Genomic DNA, 15649 nt, shown 5'->3' on the forward strand with positions numbered 1-15649 from the left:
ACCCCATGAACCGTGATGCGCCCGCGTGGCTGCCGGCCAGCGGCCGGCACTACCTGCGGAGCGTCACGGGAACCGCAGCTCCAGCACGCCGTCATGCGGCAGGCTCACCTTCACCGGCACGCTCTGCAGGTCGCCCTCGCTGCGGTTGGCGCTACCGGTACGCGAGATGCGTGCCAGCACTTCCACTTCGCGATGTGCCGACAGCGGTGCGGTTGGCATCGGACTGTCACCGTCGCCCAGCCCGACCGTGGCCGGGAAACCGGCCAGCGGCAGCTTGCGCGCGGCCACCGGCATCGGCGGGCCGCCGACGGCACGGGCCAGCACGAACACCTGGGTGCTGGCCGGCCACTCGTTCGCCTTCATTGCAGGCAGCTGCACGCGTACCTGCAGCAGTGCAGGCGCCGCTGCAGGGGTTGTACCTGCTGGCGTCTGGCCTGCAGCTTCACGGGCGATGGCGATCTGCGCCTGCAGTGCCTGCGCGGCGCCCGGCTCCAGTCGTGGCAGCAGGCTGCTCCAGACGTCGGCGGCTTCGGAATTCCGGCCGCGCTGGCGCAGGGCGATGCCGAGCAGCCAGCTTGCGCGCTCTGCATCGGGTGCCAACGTGCGCGCCTGCTGCAACCATGCCATTGCGGTGTCATCGAATTGTTTGCCGGCGTCGGCCTGCGCACGTGCCTGTGCGGCTTCCACCAGTGCGCCCGGATCATCCGGTGCCAATGCTGCGGCACGCGCGAACGCGTCCGCCGCAGCTGAGGCATTGCCCAGTTCGGCCTGCGAACGACCCAGCAGGGTCCAGCCATCGGCCCGCTGTGGGTCACGCTTCAACGCATCCTGCAGGGCCTGCACGCCATCACGCAGGGTGGCCACCGACGGCGGTGGCTGCACCTGCGCAGCGCGTGGATCACCGACCAGCAGGTAAAGACAGGCGCCGGCCACGCCGAGCGCAACCACGCCCACCGCGAAACCACGGCGACCGTGGTGGCGCAACGGCCACAGCACCAGCGCCGCCACCAGTGCAGCGACCAGGCCGGCCAGCATCGGCAGCCAGTGGCTCACCATCCATCTCCCTCATCGGTCTTGCCGGCCGGCGCGGCGCCGATCGTGCGTCCACGACGGCGGACGATGCCCAGCACCGCCAGTGCGCCCGCACCCAATACCAGAAGCGGGCCCCCCCACAACAGCCAGGTGCCCGGTTGCAGCGGTGGCTGGTAGAGCACGAACTCGCCGTAGCGGGCGACCAGGAACTGCTTGATCTGTGCATCGTCGTGGCCCTGCTGCATCAGCTGCAGCACCTCGCGACGCAGGTCCTGCGCGATCTGCGCGTTGGAATCGGCCAGCGACTGGTTCTGGCACTGCACGCAGCGCAGCTGCGCGGCCAGGTCATGGAAGCGGCGTTCCTCGGCGCCATCGCGGAACTGCAGCGGCTGCGGATCGTGCAGCGGCTGCTGGGCCAGCACGGCCAGCGGCAGCATCAGGAGCAGCAGCGCCAGCAGCCAGCGCATGGGCTCAGGGCGCCGTGTGCAGGGTGTTGCCGGCATTGCCCTGGGCCTTTTCGATCTTTTCCAGCGCTGGAATCAGCCTCTCGTCGACCACGCGCTGGGTCATCGCGCCGCTGTACTTCCAGCGCACGATGCCACTGCCATCGACCAGGAAGGTCTCCGGTGCCGCGGTCACGCCCCAGTCGATCGCGGTGCGGCCCTCGACGTCGCTGAGCACCACCATGAACGGATTGCCCAGCTGTTCCAGCCAGTGCAGCGCGTCGGTGGGGTCGTCCTTCCAGTTGTAGCCGATCACGCGCACGCGCTTGCTCTCGGCGAAACGGGTCAGCACCGGGTGTTCTTCGCGGCAGGCCGCGCACCAGCTGCCCCACACGTTCAGCAGGTAGGGCGCGCCGCGCAGGTCGTCGCTGTGCACGATCATTTCCGGGTCGTGCAGCACCGGCAGCGCGAACGCCGGCGCCGGCTTGTCGATCAGCGCCGACGGCAGCACGTCGCGCTGCGGATCTCCCGATTTCATCACCCCGTAGATCATCAGCCCGAGCAGGCCGAAGAAGAACAGCACGCCGATCACGATGGCTACCGGCGGCAGCGGGCGGGAGGGGCGCGGGGCGGGGGACTCGGACATGGGAACTCCTACGGACGACGGAAACGACGGTCGGCGGCGGTGATGAATCCGCCCAGGGCCATCAGCAGCGCGCCCAGCCAGATCCAGCGCACGAACGGCTTGATGTGCACCCGTACCGCCCATGCATTGTTGCCCAGCGGCTCGCCCAATGCCACGTAGACATCACCGTCGAAGCGTGCATCGATGCCGGCCTCGGTCATCACCTGGCCGCCGCTGGCGTACTGGCGCTTCTCCGGATGCAGCAGCGCCTGCTCGCGGCCGTTGCGGAACACCCGCAGATGGCCCCGGTCGGCGATGAAATTCGGCCCTTCGCGATGGTCCACGCCTTCGAAGCGCACTTCGTAGCGACCGACCACCAGCTGCTGGCCCGGTGCCAGCGCCACTTCGCGCTGCACGTTCAAGGCTTCCACCAGCAGCGCGCCAGCCAGGAATACGGCAATGCCGGCGTGGGCGACGATCATGCCGAACATTTCGGCGGTGAAGCGGCCATTGCCGCGCAGGCGCTGCCAGACGAAGCGTGCGGTACCGATTCCAACCCAGGCCGCCGCGGCGACGCCAAGGCCTGCCTTCCAACCGTTCTGCGGTGCCTGCCACCAGGCGAGCGCGCCCAGCAGCACGGCCAGGCCCAGCCACGGCGCCAGCAGCGCGAATGCACGCGAAGGTTGGTCGCGCTGCCACTTCACCAGCGGGCCGAACGGCAGCAGCAGCACCATCGGGGCCATCAGCAGCAGGAACAGGCTGCCGAAGTAGGGCGGGCCGACCGAGATCTTGCCCAGCGACAGCGCATCGGCCAGCAGCGGGTACAGCGTGCCCAGCAGCACCATCGCGCAGGCGGTGGCCAGCAGCAGGTTGTTGGCCAGCAGCAGGGTCTCGCGCGAGGTGGCGGTGAAGCCACGGCGCGGATCGTCGGCGTCCACGCTCAGCTGGCTGGCACGCAGCGCGTACAGCAGCAGGCTGCCGCCGACCAGCACCGACAGGAACACCAGGATGAACAGGCCGCGCGACGGATCGGCAGCGAACGAATGCACGCTGGTCAACACGCCGGAGCGCACCAGGAAGGTGCCCAGCAGCGACAGCGCGAAGGCGGCGATCGCCAGCAGCAGGGTCCAGCTGCCGAAGGTGCCGCGCTTTTCAGTGACGGCCTGCGAATGGATCAGCGCTGCACCGACCAGCCAGGGCATGAAGCTGGCGTTCTCCACCGGATCCCAGAACCACCAGCCACCCCAGCCCAGCTCGTAGTAGGCCCACCAGCTGCCCAGCGCGATGCCCAGGGTCAGGAAGCCCCAGGCGACGTTGGTCCAGGGCCGCGTCCAGCGCAGCCAGCGCGCATCCACGCGACCTTCCAGCAGCGCGGCCACCGCGAACGCGAACGGCACCGCAAAGCCCACGTAACCGATGTAGAGCATCGGCGGATGGATGATCAGGCCCGGATCCTGCAGCAGCGGGTTGAGGTCGCGGCCTTCCAGCGGCGCCGGGTTCAGGCGCAGGAACGGGTTGGAAGTGAAGATCAGGAAGGCCAGGAAGCCGACGCTGACGATGCCCATCACCGCCAGCACGCGCGCCTGCACCGGTGCCGGCAGGTGCCGCGAGAACAGCGCCACCGCGCCGGTCCACAGCGCCAGCACCAGCGCCCACATCAGCAGCGAGCCCTCGTGCGCGCCCCACACCGCCGAGTAGCGGTAGATCATCGGCAGCAGCGAATTGGAGTTCTCGGCCACGTAGCGCACCGAGAAGTCCTGCTGCACGAACGCGGCGGTGAGCACCGCGAAGGCACCAGTGAGCAGCAGCAGCTGTGCGAAGGCGGCAGGTCGTGCCACCGCCATCCAGGCGGCGTTGTTGCGCTGCGCGCCGACCAGCGGCAGGCCGGCCTGCAGCAGCGAGGCCAGCAACGCACACAACATCAGGATCTGACCCAGTTCGGGCAGCACTCAGCGCACCTCGGGAGCCGTCACCGGCACGTCGTGCTTGCGATGGGCATCGCCCATCTTGTCGGCCACTTCCTTCGGCACGTACTTCTCATCGTGCTTGGCCAGCACCTCGTCGGCGACGAAGACACCGTCCTGCAGGCGGCCACTGGCGACCACCGCGGTACCTTCGGCGAACATGTCCGGCAGGATCCGCGACGTGGTTACTGCCAGTTGCGCGTCGCCGTCGGTCACTTCAAAGTGTGCCTCCAGCGAGCCGACCGGTCGGTTGAAGGAGCCTTTCACCACCATGCCGCCGAGGCGGAAGCGCGACTGCGCATCGACATCGCCGCGCAGCACTTCCGAAGGCGTGTACAGGTAGGCGATGTTGCGCTCCAGCGCCATCGCCACCAGCGCGGTGGCCAGGCCGGAGGCGAGCAGGGCCAGCAGCACCCACACCAGACGGCGACGCTGTACCGGGGTCATCGTTCCAGCTCCGTCGACAACGGCGCCGCTGCGTCCTGCCTGCCGGCGCGGGTCTGCTGCCGTTGCTGCCGGGCCAGTGCCTGCCGACGCGCCACGCGCAGGCGCAGCCACGAACCGATGGCATCGGCGCTGAGCACCAGCACGAACACGGCGTAGGCGCCGATCACATAGGGCAGGTGGGTCATGGCTGGGCCTCCCGGGCCGGGCGTTCGGCATCGACGCGCCCGCCAACCCAGGCCTTGCCGGCCTCGCGGTCGAGATTGTCGGCGCGGGCCTTGGCCAGTACCGAACCGGCGAACCAGAACTTTGTGCCGATCACCATCCACCACAGCGGCGCGATCATCGCGCTGCTGATCGCCGATTCGCCGAACACGTTGATCGACTGGCGCTGGTGCAGGCCACCCCACCAGTCCACGGAATAGCGGATCACCGGCAGCAGGCTGACGCCGACGATGGCCAGCAGGCCGGCCGCGCGCGCGGCGCTGCGGCGGTCCTCGATGGCGTGGTACAGGCCGATCACGCCCAGGTACAGGAACAGCAGCACCAGCTCGCTGGTCATGCGCGGGTCCCAGTCCCACCAGGTGCCCCAGGTGCCCTTGCCCCAGATGCTGCCGGTCAACAGGGTGATCAGGGTGAAGCCGGCACCCATCGGCGCGCAGGCCATGGCCAGGATCTCGCAGACCTTGATCCGCCAGATCAGCGCGATGGCCGCATACAACGCCATCAGCGCGAAGACGAACAGGCTCATCCAGGCACTGGGCACGTGGATGTAGAGGATGCGGAAGCTGTCCAGCTGCTTGGCTTCCGGCGGTACCACCAGCAGCGCCTGCCACATGCCGACCAGCAGCACCGGCACCGCCGCGAGGTAGAACACCCGCGACCAGCGGGCAGCGAAACGGTCGAACGTGGGGGGCGAACCGAGTTGGTGGAACCAGCGGACAATCGGATTCATGCGTGGCGGCTATCCAGCAGGGGTGGATTGGCTCTCAGCTCGGTCAACTCAGAGAAATGCGTATTGCAGCAGCAGTGGCCAGCGGTGCCAGCACCAGTGCGACCAGCAGGCCGGCGCCCAGCATCAGCAGCGCACCGACCGGATCCTGTCCGCGTCCGGCTGCCGCCAGGCTGCCTGCGCCGAACACCAGCACCGGCACGTACAGCGGCAACGACAGCAACGCCACGAGAATACCAGAGCGCCGGATGCCTACGGTCAGCGCGGCGACCACGCCACCGATCAGGCTCAGCAATGGTGTTCCCAGCAGCAACGATGCCAGCAACATCGGCAGCTGGTCATGCGGCAGATGCAGCATTTCGGCCAGCAGCGGGCTGACCACGATCAGCGGCAGCGCAGTGGTGGCCCAGTGCAGCAGCACGCGCACCAGCACCAGCCAGGCCAGCGGCACCGGCGCCAGCAGCCATTGTTCCAGCGAGCCGTCCTCGGCATCGGAACGGAACAGCGAATCCAGCGACAGCTGGCCGGCCAGCAGCACCGCCAACCACAGCACCGCGCCGGCGGTGGCGGCCAGCAGCTGCGGTTCGCGGCCCTGGGCCAATGCGAACAGCACCACCACCAGCACCGCGAACAGCAGCGGCTGCAGCGCATCGCCGCGGCGGCGCCAGAGCAGGCGCAGGTCGCGCTTGAGCAGCGCGCCCGCGGTCTGCCACAGGCCCGGTTCGGTACCCGGCGCGATCATGCGGCACCGCCGAGGTCGAGCTGGCGGGTGCGCACCGGCGGCGCGGCATAGGCGCCGTGGGTGGTGACCAGTGCCGCGCCGCCGGCGCGCAGGTGCGCCGAGATCATCCGGTTGACCAGGGTGATGCCCTCCAGGTCGAGGTTGGCATAGGGTTCGTCGAGCAGCCACAGCGGCGCCGGCGACAGCCAGATGCGCGCCAGTGCCAGCCGGCGTTTCTGCCCGGCCGACAGGTGGCGTACCAGGGTGTCCTCGTAGCCGGCCAGGCCGACGATGGCCAGCGCGTTGCCCGGCATCTGCCGCGCACGGCGGCCGTGCAGGCCACACAGGAAATGCAGGTTCTCCAGCGTATCCAGGTCCGGCTTCAAGGCCGGCAGGTGGCTGAGGTAGGCCACGTAGCGTGCACGCTCGGCATTGCTGGCCGGCTTGCCGTCGATCCGCACCTGGCCGGCACCGGGCCGGGCCAGGCCGGCCAGCACGCGCAGCAGGGTGGTCTTGCCGGCGCCATTGCCACCCTGCACCAGCAGGGCTTCGCCAGCGTCCACATGGAAGTCCAGCGGGCCGAACACCGGCTCGTCATTGCGGGAGAAGCTCAGGCCGCTGGCGGCCAGCAATGCAGGGGTGTTCAAGGGGCAGGGATCTTCATGCCGGAGTGCGGCGGCAATTGTAGCGGTGAATGCCGGTGGTAGTGCCGGCCGCKGGCCGGCAATTTCCCAGGGTGCCCGTCGCGTGGGCCGAGGTTGCCGGCCAGCGGCCGGCACTACCGTCGCGCGGATTGCGTAAACTCGGATCCCTTGTTCCCCCACAGCCCAGGCCGATGCAACCCACCACCAAGCTGCCCAAGGTCGGTACCACGATCTTCACCGTGATGTCCCAGCTCGCCGCCGAACACGGCGCGGTCAACCTGGGCCAGGGTTTCCCGGACTTTTCGGCGCCGCAGCGCCTGATCGACGAGACCGCCAGGGCGATGGCCGCCGGGTTGAACCAGTACCCGCCGATGACCGGCGTGGCGCCGTTGCGCCAGGCCATCGCGCAGAAGGCGCTGGACTGCTACGGCGCGCAGGTCGACGCGGACAGCGAAATCACCGTCACCAGCGGCGGCACGGAGGCCATCTTCAACGCCATCCACGCCGTGGTGCGTGCCGGCGAGGAAGTGATCGTGCTCGACCCGGCCTACGACTGCTACGAACCGGCGATCGACCTGGCCGGTGCCAGGGCCGTGCACGTTTCGCTGGACCCGCAGACCTTCGCGGTCGACTGGGACCGCGTGCGCGCAGCGATCACCCCGCGCACCCGCATGCTGATCGTCAACACCCCGCACAACCCGTCCGGTGCGATGCTGTCGGCCCAGGACATGCAGGCGCTGGCCGAACTGCTGCGCGGCACGCAGATCTACCTGATTTCCGATGAAGTGTATGAGCACATCATCTATGACGGCCGTCGCCATGAATCGGCGCTGCGCTACCCGGAACTGCGCGAGCGCGCGTTCGTCATCTCCAGCTTCGGCAAGACCTACCACTGCACCGGCTGGAAGATCGGCTATGCAATCGCGCCGCCGGCGCTGACCGCCGAGTTCCGCAAGGTGCACCAGTACAACACCTTCACCAGCTTCGGCCCGGCACAGTACGGTTTCGCCGCGATGATCCGCGACGAGCCGGAACATCATCTGGAGCTGGGCGCGTTCTACCAGGCCAAGCGCGACCGTTTCCGCGAACAGCTGGCCAGCACCCGCCTGAAGGCGCTGCCGGTCCCCGGTGGCTATTTCCAGCTGGTCGACTATTCGGCCATCAGCGACCTGCCGGACCACGAATTCGTGAAGTGGCTGACCATCGAGAAGGGCGTGACCGCCATCCCGCTGTCGCCGTTCTACGAGAATCCGCCGGCCGGCCAGCGCCTGGTGCGCCTGTGCTTCGCCAAGAACGAAGCGACCATGGACGCGGCGATCGAACGCCTGCGCCTGCTGTGAGCGGAGCAGTGACCATGCAGGACCTGCGCATTTCCCTCGTCCAGGGCGACACCCGCTGGCATGACCCGGCGGGCAACCGCGCCTACTACGGCGCGCTGCTGGCACCACTGGCCGGCGCCACCGATCTGGTGATCCTGCCGGAGACGTTCACCAGTGGCTTCTCCAACGACGCCATCGCCCAGGCCGAAGGCATGGACGGCCCGACCGTGGCCTGGGTGCGCGAACAGGCGAAGGCGCTGGACGCGGCGGTGATCGGCAGCGTGCAGCTGCGCGACGGCGAGGGCGTCTACAACCGCCTGCTGTTCGCCACGCCGGACGGCGACCTGCAGTACTACGACAAGCGCCACCTGTTCCGCTACGGCGGTGAACACGAACGCTATGCCGCCGGCCGCGAGCGCCTGAGCGTGGAATGGAAAGGCTGGCGGATCAATCCGCAGGTCTGCTACGACCTGCGTTTCCCGGTGTTCTGCCGCAACCGCTACAACGTGGAGCGCCCGCAGCAGCTGGACTTCGACCTGCAGATCTTCGTCGCCAACTGGCCGTCGGCACGCGCCTATGCATGGAAGACCCTGCTGCGTGCGCGTGCGATCGAGAACCTGTGCTTCGTTGCCGCAGTGAACCGTGTCGGTGTTGATGGCAACCAGCTGCATTACGCCGGCGACAGCGCGGTGCTGGATTTCCTCGGCCAGCCGCAGGTGGAGATCCGCGAGCGCGAACAGGTGGTCACCACCACCATTTCGGCCGAGGCGCTGTCCGCGCACCGCGCGCGCTTCCCGGCCATGCTTGATGCCGATGCCTTCCACCTGGACGAGCAGGCCTGAACGACGGCCTGAACGCTGCCGCACCAGGGCGCGCGCCTGCATTCAACGTGCACGCGCGCGCTGCTAGATTCGCGGCCAGCCCGACCGAACTGGAAGTCCTGCCATGAACAAGTCCTTCGCCCTGCTGCTGGCCCTGTCCGCCGCATCGTTGGCACCGGCGGCACACGCTGCCGGCAACCTCGACTGCGAGCTGCGCTACAATCTGTCCGGTTGGTCGCTGATCTACAAGACGGCATCCGGCAATGGCACCGTCACCTGCAGCAATGGCGCCAGCATGCCGGTGCGCATCCAGATGAAGGGCGGTGGCCTGACCGTGGGCAAGTCGAAGATCACCAACGGGCGTGGCAGCTTCACCGGCGCCGTGAGCGTCAACGAGCTGCTGGGCACTTATGCATCGGTTGGCGCGCATGCGGGCGCAGTGAAGTCCAGCAATGCGCAGGTGATGACCAAGGGCGATGTCTCGCTGGCCCTGTCCGGCACCGGAAAGGGCTGGGACCTGGGCGTGGACGGCACCGCCTTCACCATCAGCCGCCGCTGACCACAAAAAAGGGGACGGAGGGGATTAAGTCGTTAAAGGCACAAACGACTTGATCCCCTCCGTCCCCTGTTTTACGTCAGGCGCCGTCGGTGTTCGTGCGGACATTGAGTTTCCAGCGGATGCTGCCCTGCTGGGTGGAGTGCTGATGGTGCGACTGGGGCGGGAAGGGGTCGTTCTGATTGCTCGTGATCTCGCGTCGGCAGCCGAGGCAGACGTAGATACCTGAAACAGGAACAATGTTGCCCGGGCCGTAGACTGTGTTCCACCAGGTATTGGTGGGGTTTACCACTGTCAGTACAGAGCCGCTGGTATGCCATGCCATGGTCGTTTCCTTGTACGGGGATGAGGGTTCACGATAGGCGTTCATCGCGTTGCCCGCGTCGACCTGCGGCACTGATTGCAGGCTTTCAAAGAATTCCTATTGCACGCTCTTCATCCACGCGTGGCGTGGACCTACCCGCGAATCGTTGCACCAGACAAAGAAAAACCCCGGCCGGAGCCGGGGTTCTTTATTTCAGCGAGGGCAGTGATCAGCCGCCGCGCGGGCCGCTGCGGCGCGGGCCGCCCGGACCGCGGTTGCCGCCGGGGCCGCCCGGGCCACGGTTGCCACCCGGACCACCGGGACCACGGTTCCCGCCCGGGCCACGGTTGTTGCCACCGCCCGGACCGCGACCGCCCGGACGAGCGCCGTGTGCCGGCTTCGGGCTGCCATACGGGTTGAAGCCCGGGGTGGCGTGGTCGGACGGGAAGCTCGGGGCATTGCCCGGATGGCCGTACGGGTGCTTGTTGCCCTGGCCCTGCGAGCGGTTGCCCGCACCGGCCGGACGACCCTGGCCGCCTGCGCCGCCACGGCCTTCACCACCAAAACCGCCACGGCCCTGGCCGCCACCGGCGCCAGCGCCCGGACCCTTCGGCTTGCCGTACGGACGGCCCTGGCCGCCTGCGCCCGGACCACGGGCACCGGGGCCACGTGCGCCCGGACCCGCATTGCGATGGCCGCTCGGGCCGGTGCTCACGCCATCCGGCACGTACCAGGTGCGGAACGCGGCAGGGTTGCCTTCCGGCAGCGAACGGTCGTTCTTCTGGGCACGTTGCTTGAACGGCTTCTGCGACTGCTTGGCTGCCGCTTCGCCGCTGACCGTCAGGCCACCCTTGAAACCGCCGCCCTTGCCACCGCGACCACGGCCGCGGTCTTCGCGGACGTTGTCGAAGCGACGCAGCTCGCGGCCTTCGTCGGCGGTGTTATGGCCGTTGACGTAGGCATTGCCGCGGCCACCTTCGCGCACGCGCACGGTGGTCTTGGCGGCACGACGCTGGCCGATCACCGGCTGCAGGGTCAGTGCCGACGGCGCGCCTTCTTCCAGCTTCAGCTGCGCACGCAGGGCTTCGACCTGGGCGGTGCCCAGTTCCACCGAATGGCCGCGGGCCAGTTCGCGCGGCAGGCTCACCTTGCCGTAGCGGGTGCGCTTCAGGCGGCTGACCTGGCAGCCCTGCGACTCCCACAGGCGGCGCACTTCGCGGTTGCGGCCTTCCTTCACCACGACGCGGAACCAGTCGTGCGAGTCGGTGCCGCCAATGCGTTCGATCTCGTCGAACTTGGCCGGGCCGTCTTCCAGTGCCACGCCGCGGGCGAGGCGGTCGACGATGGCGTCGGAGACCTTCTCCTCGCCTTCCGGGGCGCGCACGCGCACCACGTACTCGCGCTCGACCTCGAACGACGGGTGCATCATGGCGTTGGCCAGTTCACCGTCGGTGGTGGCCAGCAGCAGGCCGGTGGTGTTGATGTCCAGGCGGCCGATCGCGATCCAGCGCGCGCCCTTCAGCGGCGGCAGCGATTCGAACACGGTCGGGCGGCCTTCGGGGTCTTCGCGGGTGGTCACTTCGCCTTCCGGCTTGTTGTAGACCAGCACGCGCGACGGTTCGGCCAGTGCGGTGGCGACGAAGCCGCGGCCATCCAGCTCGATCTTGTCGCCGCTCTTGACCGACATGCCGGTCTGCGCGACTTCACCGTTGACCTTGACCAGGCCTTCGGCAATGCGCTGTTCCAGCGCGCGGCGCGAACCCAGGCCGGCCTGGGCCAGCACCTTGTGCAGGCGCTCTTCCAGCTTGAACTGTTCGGAGGTGGCTTCACGCTTGAGCGAGAGCTTGTTACGGGGGGTGTCACTCATCAGTTTTGCTCCGGCCGACGGTTTCGAGGTCGGCCTCTGGTTCGGAATCGGCTTGGTCAACAGCCACGGTCGTCATCGCGACGGCGTTGTCTTCGCGTTCGTTCAGGGTCACCGCGCGCTCGCCCGGCGCGGAATCGGGGTGCCCATCATCGAGGGGCGAAGGTGCTTGCTCATCGGAAGCCGGCGCAGACGCTGCATCGGCGGAATCGGGGGTATCGCTGCCGGCCAGGCCGGCGTCATCGTTCGCGGCAGCGCCATCGGCGCCAGCCGAAATGTCCGGACCGTCGGCACTGGCGGCGGCCGGTGCGTCACGGTCCAGGGCCAGCTGCGGTTCCAGCTCGCCCAGGTCCTTCAGCTCCGACAGCGGCGGCAGCTCGTCCAGGCGCTTCAGGCCGAAGTAGTCCAGGAAGCCCTTGGTGGTGCCGAACAGGGCAGGCTTGCCGGGCACGTCGCGGTGGCCGACCACGCGGATCCATTCGCGTTCTTCCAGCGCCTGGATGATGTTGCTGCTTACCGCCACGCCGCGCACCTGCTCGATCTCGCCGCGGGTGATCGGCTGCCGGTAGGCGATCAGCGCCAGGGTTTCCAGGGTGGCACGGGTGTAGCGGGTCTTGCGTTCTGTCCACAGCCGGCTGATCCAGCCATGCACTTCGCCGGTGACCTGGTAGCGGAAGCCGGAGGCGACCTCGACCAGTTCCACGCCACGGCCTTCGCAGGCTTCGCGCAGGCGTTCCAGCGCACGTTCGATGCTGCCCGGCGGTGCCGGCTCTTCTTCCGGGAACAGGTCTTTCAGCTGGGCCAGGGTGAGCGGCTGGCTGGAGGCCAGCAGGGCACCCTCGACAATGCGGTTGATCAGCGTCTGGTCCATCGGCAGTCAGCGCTCACTCGTTCTCGTTGGCGGCGTCGTTGTCGTCGAACTCGCTGCTGAACTGCAGCGGGGCATTGGTGTTGCCGGCCGCCAGCGACTTCACGTAGATCGGCGCCAGCGGTTCTTCCTGGACGATGTCCAGCAACTGTTCCTTGGCCAGTTCCAGCACCGCCAGGAACGTGACCAGCACGCCCAGCTTGCCTTCTTCAGCCGTGAACAGCCCTTCAAAACGATAGAACCTGCCGTCTTCCAGGCGGCCCAGCACTTCGCCCATGCGTTGTCGCACGCTCAGTGCCTCACGCTTGATGGCGTGGCCGCTGAACAGCTCGGCGCGCTTGAGCACGTCGTGCAGGGCCAGCAGCATTTCCTTCAGGTCCACCGGCGGCGGCAGCTTCACCGTGGCGCGTTCGGGCATGAAGGCGTGTGCCAGGCTGGTATCGCGGTCCTGGCGGGGCAGGGCGTCGATGTCCTCGGCGGCCTGCTTGAATCGTTCGTACTCCTGCAGCCGGCGCACCAGCTCGGCGCGCGGGTCGGCCTCGTCGCCTTCCTCGCTGACCGGGCGCGGCAGCAGCATCCGTGACTTCACCTCGGCCAGGATCGCCGCCATCACCAGGTACTCGGCGGCCAGCTCGAAGCGCAGTTCGCGCATCACGGTGATGTATTCCACGTACTGCCGGGTGATCTCGGCCACGGGAATGTCCAGTACGTCCAGGTTCTGGCGGCGGATCAGGTACAGCAGCAGGTCCAGCGGGCCTTCGAAGGCATCCAGGATGACTTCCAGCGCATCCGGCGGAATGTACAGGTCCTGCGGAATCTGCAGGACCGGTTGCCCATGCACCACGGCCAGCGGCATTTCCTGCTGCTGGGGGGCGGGCGGCCGGGTTGGCGGGTTCGCGTCGAGCGCGAGTTCGGAAGTCATCTAATGGACATCAGGATTGCAACGGACCAGTCGCGGCACCGGGTTCGCCGGGCCAACGCCACGGAGCCCCAAGGCACCAGACACGCCGGGATCGGCGCGATTCCACACAGGTAAAACAGCAGGACGCGCCGCAGGAAACGGCAGCGACGGAACTACGGGGAGGTCGTCTACGTGGCCCGGCCAGGTGGACCGGTTTGAAGCAGCGGGACGGTCGTCGGGGGCTGCGTTGGCCGCAAAAACCGACGGGCTGCTGCATCCAGCCACGTGCAATGGAGTCTAGGGTAAGCCTTTGTCGCGCCAGTGTCCAGCCGGGCCGGGGCGGGGGGCGCATTGGCTAGAATCTGCGCACCCGACAACGCAAGCGAGGAAATGCCGTGTGGTATGTGATTGAAGGCTATGACGGCCAGGATGTCCTGGCGCAGCGGCTGCAGGCGCGGCCGGAACACCTGGCGCGCCTGCACGCGCTGCGCGACGAAGGCCGCCTGCTGCTGGCCGGCCCGTGCCCGGCAGTGGACAGTGAGGACCCGGGCCCGGCCGGTTTCAGTGGTTCGGTGGTGATCGCGCAGTTCGAGTCGCTCGTGCAGGCCCAGGCCTGGGCCGATGCCGACCCTTACGTAGCCGCGGGCGTCTACACCCATGTGCAGGTGCGTCCGTTCCGCAAGGTCCTGCCGTGAACGCGGAGCGGATCGAGCGGATGCGTGATGCACTGCAGCAGGCGCTGGCCCCCAGCGTGCTGGAAATCGAAGACGACAGCCATCGGCATGCCGGCCACGCCGGTGCGCGCGATGGCCGCGGTCACTTCAACCTGCATATCGTCAGCGAACGCTTCGCCGGGCTGGGCCCGCTGGCCCGGCATCGCGCGGTGTACGCCGCGCTGGGGGCGATGATGGAGACCGACATCCACGCGCTGTCCATTCGCGCATTGACCCCGTCAGAACAGGGCTGAGCCCTTGTCCCACGCTGTCCTGGCGGGTCCCTGCGGGGGCTCGCCGCAGACAGATTTCCATGTCCATTTCAGGACATTCGCCTAACGGACTGTTTACAAGCCCAGATGGAAACGCTTACATTCCGCGCCAATGCTGGTAGGTCCAAGCCGTGGAGGGCGGCTTCGTGAACAAGGCAGCTATCACAATCAAAGACGTCGCACGCGAAGCCCGGGTCTCCGTGGCCACGGTTTCCCGCGCGCTCAACGGGCATGAAAATGTCGCCGAACCGGTCCGCCAGCTTGTGCTGGAGGTGGCCGCACGGCTGCGTTACACCCCGCACGCCGCCGCCCGCAGCCTGAGCAGCCGCCGCACCAATACGGTGGGCGTGGTACTGCCTGACCTGTACGGCGAATTCTTCTCCGAGCTGATGCGCGGCATCGACAACGTCGCCCGCAACCGCCGCCAGCACCTGCTGGTGTCCAGCTACCACGGTGACCAGGAACAGCAGGGCGCTGCCCTGCGTGCCATGCGCGGCCGCGTCGACGGCCTGCTGGTGCTTTCGCCCTATGCCGAGAGCCCCGGCTTCCTGACCGACAACCTGCCGCAGTCGCTGCCGACGGTGTTGATCAACACCTATCTGCCCGGGCAGGACCACCCGGTGCTGAGCATCGATGACCATGCCGGTGCGATGGCGATGACCCGCCATCTGCTCGACGCCGGCCACCGCCGTATCGCTTTCATTTCTGGCCCGGACCTCAACTTCGACGCGCGCGAGCGCCTGCGCGGCTTCCGTGACGCGCTGGCGGCTTTCGGCAGTGACGCCGAAGGCATCGAGCTGCCCGGTGATTTCGACGAAGCTTCCGGCCATCGCGCCGGTCAGGAGTTGCTGGCAGCCGGAGCGCTGCCCGATGCCGTGTTCGCCGCCAACGACATGATGGCCCTGGGTTGCCTGTACGCCTTCACGCAGGCAGGGGTCCATGTGCCGTCCGATGTCGCCCTGGCGGGTTTCGATGACATTCCACTGGCGCGTTTCGTCCACCCGTCGCTGACCACCATGCAGGTCAGCATCGCCGAGCTCGGCGATCGGGCCATGACGCGCCTGATGCAGTTGATGGACGGCACCTCCACGGACGGGACAGGGGACAAGCAGACCCTGGTTCCCCGCTTGATAGTTCGCGATTCCACCACTCCGCCATCGGGCCGTTGAAGCCAGAGGCGTTCCTTCTTTTTTGATTGATCGCAGG

Annotated in this window: 19 protein-coding genes; 6 read left to right on the forward strand and 13 right to left on the reverse strand. The window is 67.9% G+C overall.

Annotated elements, in window-relative coordinates; genetic code table 11:
• Positions 1-63: 63 nt before the first annotated feature.
• From D7T59_RS18150 to ccmA, 9 genes are read right to left on the reverse strand one after another with little or no spacing between them, the layout of a single operon-like run.
• Positions 64-1056 (reverse strand): tetratricopeptide repeat protein, encoded by a 993-nt coding sequence (locus D7T59_RS18150; protein ID WP_180851796.1) that lies wholly within the window; start codon positions 1054-1056, stop codon positions 64-66.
• A complete protein-coding gene (locus D7T59_RS18155; RefSeq protein WP_180851794.1) occupies positions 1050-1499 on the reverse strand; it encodes a cytochrome c-type biogenesis protein in 450 nt (149 codons plus the stop codon). The genes D7T59_RS18150 and D7T59_RS18155 overlap by 7 nt, the downstream gene beginning before the upstream one ends.
• A 4-nt stretch (positions 1500-1503) precedes the next feature.
• Positions 1504-2121 carry a DsbE family thiol:disulfide interchange protein gene (locus D7T59_RS18160; protein ID WP_180851792.1) on the reverse strand — a complete coding sequence of 206 codons (618 nt, stop codon included), beginning with the start codon at positions 2119-2121 and terminating at the stop codon, positions 1504-1506.
• A gap of 8 nt (positions 2122-2129) precedes the next feature.
• Positions 2130-4049 (reverse strand): heme lyase CcmF/NrfE family subunit, encoded by a 1920-nt coding sequence (locus D7T59_RS18165; RefSeq protein WP_180851790.1) that lies wholly within the window; start codon positions 4047-4049, stop codon positions 2130-2132.
• Positions 4050-4511, reverse strand: a complete 462-nt coding sequence (gene ccmE / locus D7T59_RS18170; RefSeq protein WP_180851788.1) for a cytochrome c maturation protein CcmE — start codon at positions 4509-4511, stop codon at positions 4050-4052.
• Positions 4508-4696, reverse strand: coding sequence for a heme exporter protein CcmD (gene ccmD, locus D7T59_RS18175; protein WP_180851786.1), 189 nt, complete (start codon positions 4694-4696; stop codon positions 4508-4510). Before ccmD ends, ccmE begins: the two co-directional genes overlap by 4 nt.
• A complete protein-coding gene (ccmC, locus tag D7T59_RS18180; protein WP_087923100.1) occupies positions 4693-5463 on the reverse strand; it encodes a heme ABC transporter permease CcmC in 771 nt (256 codons plus the stop codon). Before ccmC ends, ccmD begins: the two co-directional genes overlap by 4 nt.
• Before the next feature lie 43 nt (positions 5464-5506).
• Positions 5507-6202: a heme exporter protein CcmB gene (ccmB, locus tag D7T59_RS18185; protein WP_006456616.1), complete on the reverse strand. Its 696-nt coding sequence runs from the start codon at positions 6200-6202 to the stop codon at positions 5507-5509.
• Complete coding sequence (gene ccmA / locus D7T59_RS18190; protein ID WP_407073426.1) at positions 6199-7005, reverse strand: heme ABC exporter ATP-binding protein CcmA; 807 nt, start codon at positions 7003-7005, stop codon at positions 6199-6201. Before ccmA ends, ccmB begins: the two co-directional genes overlap by 4 nt.
• 11 nt (positions 7006-7016) lie before the next feature.
• Here ccmA and D7T59_RS18195 point away from each other — a divergent pair, with 11 nt between their 5' ends.
• The 3 genes from D7T59_RS18195 (at position 7017) to D7T59_RS18205 (ending at position 9524) form a co-directional block, all read left to right on the forward strand.
• A complete protein-coding gene (locus D7T59_RS18195) occupies positions 7017-8165 on the forward strand; it encodes a pyridoxal phosphate-dependent aminotransferase (RefSeq protein ID WP_164135957.1) in 1149 nt (382 codons plus the stop codon).
• A 14-nt stretch (positions 8166-8179) separates the two neighbouring features.
• Positions 8180-8986 carry an amidohydrolase gene (locus D7T59_RS18200; protein ID WP_180851784.1) on the forward strand — a complete coding sequence of 269 codons (807 nt, stop codon included), beginning with the start codon at positions 8180-8182 and terminating at the stop codon, positions 8984-8986.
• Positions 8987-9089: 103 nt separating this feature from the next.
• Positions 9090-9524 carry a hypothetical protein gene (locus D7T59_RS18205; protein WP_180851782.1) on the forward strand — a complete coding sequence of 145 codons (435 nt, stop codon included), beginning with the start codon at positions 9090-9092 and terminating at the stop codon, positions 9522-9524.
• A 76-nt stretch (positions 9525-9600) separates the two neighbouring features.
• On the opposite strand, the gene D7T59_RS18210 is transcribed toward D7T59_RS18205, so the two are convergent.
• From D7T59_RS18210 to D7T59_RS18225, 4 genes are all read right to left on the reverse strand, one after another.
• Complete coding sequence (locus tag D7T59_RS18210; protein ID WP_258013022.1) at positions 9601-9918, reverse strand: protein L; 318 nt, start codon at positions 9916-9918, stop codon at positions 9601-9603.
• A gap of 136 nt (positions 9919-10054) precedes the next feature.
• Complete coding sequence (locus D7T59_RS18215) at positions 10055-11692, reverse strand: pseudouridine synthase (RefSeq protein ID WP_180851780.1); 1638 nt, start codon at positions 11690-11692, stop codon at positions 10055-10057.
• Positions 11685-12560: an SMC-Scp complex subunit ScpB gene (gene scpB / locus D7T59_RS18220; protein WP_164135961.1), complete on the reverse strand. Its 876-nt coding sequence runs from the start codon at positions 12558-12560 to the stop codon at positions 11685-11687. Before scpB ends, D7T59_RS18215 begins: the two co-directional genes overlap by 8 nt.
• Positions 12561-12573: 13 nt before the next feature.
• Positions 12574-13479 carry a segregation and condensation protein A gene (locus tag D7T59_RS18225; protein ID WP_180851778.1) on the reverse strand — a complete coding sequence of 302 codons (906 nt, stop codon included), beginning with the start codon at positions 13477-13479 and terminating at the stop codon, positions 12574-12576.
• Positions 13480-13853: 374 nt separating this feature from the next.
• On the opposite strand from D7T59_RS18225, the gene D7T59_RS18230 reads away from it, so the two are divergent.
• From D7T59_RS18230 to D7T59_RS18240, 3 genes are all read left to right on the forward strand, one after another.
• A complete protein-coding gene (locus D7T59_RS18230; protein WP_005410329.1) occupies positions 13854-14153 on the forward strand; it encodes a YciI family protein in 300 nt (99 codons plus the stop codon).
• A 20-nt stretch (positions 14154-14173) separates the two neighbouring features.
• The gene (locus tag D7T59_RS18235) at positions 14174-14425 is read left to right on the forward strand and encodes a BolA family protein (RefSeq protein WP_049430589.1); all 252 of its coding nucleotides are present in this window, start codon (positions 14174-14176) and stop codon (positions 14423-14425) included.
• 149 nt (positions 14426-14574) lie between these two features.
• Positions 14575-15612 (forward strand): LacI family DNA-binding transcriptional regulator, encoded by a 1038-nt coding sequence (locus tag D7T59_RS18240; RefSeq protein WP_012480808.1) that lies wholly within the window; start codon positions 14575-14577, stop codon positions 15610-15612.
• Positions 15613-15649 lie beyond the last annotated feature (37 nt).

The organism is Stenotrophomonas maltophilia, from assembly GCF_013464915.1.
Classification (GTDB): Bacteria; Pseudomonadota; Gammaproteobacteria; order Xanthomonadales; family Xanthomonadaceae; genus Stenotrophomonas; species Stenotrophomonas maltophilia_AT.